Annotated in this window: 1 protein-coding gene; it reads right to left on the bottom strand. The window is 34.8% G+C overall.

The window, feature by feature from the left end:
• Positions 1-3,073, bottom strand: a 3,073-nt coding sequence (locus E1171_RS04255) for a DUF4175 family protein (RefSeq protein WP_155204429.1), incomplete at its 3' end; no start/stop codon positions are given.
• Positions 3,074-3,311: the final 238 nt, after the last annotated feature.

Genomic DNA, 3,311 nt, shown 5'->3' with positions numbered 1-3,311 from the left:
ACAGTCGGGTGAGAATGTCTTTTTGTCGTTTTATAGTTTCAGAAGAAAGTTGTTTGTTGACTAAATCTTTTTCTGTTTTTTCCATTTTTTTCATTAGTTCATCTAGATCAGTTCCACCGCCATTTTCCCCACCAGCCATTTTTTCTTCCATTTCTCTTAAACTCTGTCTTAATTTCTCTTGTTCTGCTGCCAAACGGGCCAGTTCTTCGGATAGCTCCCTCCCACTTATACCACTTTTCTTCAATTCTCCGATTTGTTGGTTTAATTGTTTTTGAAGTTCACTTAAAGCAGGTGAATTTCCTTCTTGGGGTTTTCCCTCTCCTTTGCCCATAGCATCTGCCATTTGTTGTTGCATTTGGTCCAGTACATCATCCAACAGTAGTGCCAAGTTATTCATAGAGGTCATGGCAAATTGTTGCTTAGCAGTAGCTTTTGCCTTTTTACGTTCTTTCAGGGCTGTCATACTTTCTTCAATATTTTTATTCATCTCCCCTATTTCTCTCGTCACAAAAGATTGAATTTGGAACACCCGATTTGCAAGGGCCATTAAACTATCTTCAATAATGACAGCATCATCCTTAATTTCCAGTTGTTTTTCTGATAATTTCATAAATCGGGGGTCAGATTGGCGTACCTCCCGAAAATCTTTCATCAGTTTTTCTTGATTAAAAGATAATTTCACTAAGTTTTCTAAAATATACCTAAGGTCATCTAGATTCTCCATGCTCATACTCATCTCCATGGCATTCTGCATTTCCTCCATTTTTTTTGCCATTTTCTGCATTTTTTGAGCGGCATTTTTTTGTGCTTTCTGTGAGTTTTTGCGTTTTCCTTCTTCTAAGGCCTTCTGTGCATTTTTTTGTTCCTCTTTAATTTCTTGTTCTTCCTCTTGTGTACTTTGGATTGGTTCAGGATTTTTTAATTCCTGATTCATTTCCTGAAGCTTTCTGATGTCTTTGGTCAGCTCATCAAACTTTTGATTAAGTTCTTCTTGTTTTTGTAAAGCCTTCTGCTTTTCACTTTTTGTATTTCTTTTTTCTTCGGCTAATTGATCCTGTTCTTCAGCAGCCTTTTTTAAATCTTCTGAGATTAAGTTGAGTTTATTCTCCACTTTCATCCGTTTGAAAAGTTCCAGTGTCCTTTCCAGTTCTTTTTCAAGGTTTTTCTCCTTAAAATCAATTTTTGAAAGTTGATCTTGAATCTTCTCTAGTTGATTTTTTTCTTCTAATAACTTCCGTAGTTCTTCATACAGTTGTTTGGTTTCATCATCAAGGAGCTCTTCCATTAATTGTTGAAGCTGTTTAGCCTTTTGAGCAAGCTGTTCATTTTGTTCTCCAAATCTTTCCCTTTTTAATTGTTCATCCCGACTTTGGTCTTTTAATTTTTCAATTGCCTGATTAAGCTCCTCTCTTTTTTTAATCAATTCTTCCAATTCTTGTTGATTTTGCCAGCTCAAATCTTTTTTGCTGCGTAATTTTTGGATAGCTTCTTGCAATTGTTCTCTTACTTCTTTGGCTTGTTGAATGGTTTGGTTGGTTTGATTTTCTGTTGCTGCAGTACTTTTTCCCAAAGATTCTTTAAGCTCTCTTCTGGTAGGAATCTTTAGTGAATAAATGGCTGTCTTTGACGTTTTATGGCCATTTACCTGGTCATTATCGGTTACACTAAGAAAATAATTAATTTCATTTCCTTCTTCCAATCCAAGGCTATCAAGACGCCATTGGTAGTAGTACTGTTGCGTATTTTGATCTTTTAAAATGGAAAGTTTTTTTGACTGATATTTTTGATCGTTCTTCTTTTTGAAATTTAAGTGGAGATTAGTAATTCCATAATCATCTGAAATATTTCCTCCCAGAATTACAAAGCTGTACAAAGTTGTATCCTGAAATTGTTGTAGCGTTATTTCCGGATATTGATCGGGGATCACTTCAATATGATAACTAATCAGATCTTTATTTTTACTATGTGGATTTGACAAACTAATAGTGTAATCTTCGGATTGTCTGGCTGCCCTCTGGAAAGAAAATTGTTGTTTTCCTTTTGGCGTAAGAAAATAATGTTCTTCGGAAGCAGGAAAAGAAAAGAATAGACTGTCGGTATCTCTGGTAAGCAGTTCCCAAATTATTTTTGTTCCTTCTGGTATTTCCAATTGTCCGGTGTTCGTTAATACCTCATTTTTCTTTTGCAGATAAGCTGGGTAATTGAGTTGTACCGTCAAATCTTTCAAAACAGGTCTGTTGAAAATTTTTAATTTATAGGTTTTCGATTGATGTCCAGCTGCCTCAAAAATGAAAGAGGTGGTGTTTCTAACTTTAGGAAATGTATATTCGAATAAATTTTTATTGGTGGGCAGCATTTTAATCTGCCTGGTGGCTGTATGTAAGTACACCTGATCTGGTAAAGCTGTTCCTTTCACCTTTACCTTAAGGGTGAAATCTTCATTAGAGAAGCCATTTAAATGTTCATTTTCCAATACAAATTGAAAGGGTGCTTCAGGAATAAATTCTTTATTGTACTGTAAGATTCTGCTAGTGCTTTCTGTAAAAAGTTGTGGAATAAGGAATAAGAGGATAAAGGTTAGGGAAGCAGGTGGAAGAAGGTATTTGAAATATTTTAGGTTTGCTTTTATTGGAATGGCATCCTTGAACGATATATGTCCGATTTCTTTCGTTTTTTGCTCTATACTTGCCTTTAAGAGACTATTTTCGGGACTTCCCTGTTTTAATAATTGTAAGGTATTGAGTAATTTATCTTTAATATCTGGAAAATATCTCCCTATTTGACGGGCTGCTTCTTCATTACTCAATTGACGGTTGTTGGTTAGAAGTCGGTAAAACGGTAAAATTACCCAATAATAGAGTACTCCCGAACCAACAGCCAGGGAGGTAAAAAAAATGGCGGTACGGACAGTTGAATTAAACCTTAAGGTGTATTCTGCAGAATTCAAAAACAGATATATTGAAACCAATACTGCTGGAGCCAAAATCAAACCTTTTATCAGTTTATTTTGGTAGTATTTCTTTTTGTAGGCTTTTAGTTTTTGAATTAGGCTTTCAGGGGAACGATCCGTCATTAGATTTTCTAGGTATTAGGTAAAACCGCTTATTTTAATAATAACCACCAAGCCTCATTGCTTGTTGATAGTAAGCTTCAACTTCCTTGGTAAAATTTGACTTTATGGTTAATATCTATTTTGGTACTTGATAATAGGTATTTACTCCATTGGCCTTTTTAATTTGGTGATTATTTTTTTATTAACCGGCTTTGTATACTTAAATGTAATTCAATATTGAGGTTAATTAGTGCCGTTT

It is taken from the genome of Xanthovirga aplysinae, from assembly GCF_009711365.1.
Lineage (GTDB): Bacteria > Bacteroidota > Bacteroidia > Cytophagales > Cyclobacteriaceae > Xanthovirga > Xanthovirga aplysinae.
This window is presented reverse-complemented; position numbering and strand designations above follow the sequence as displayed.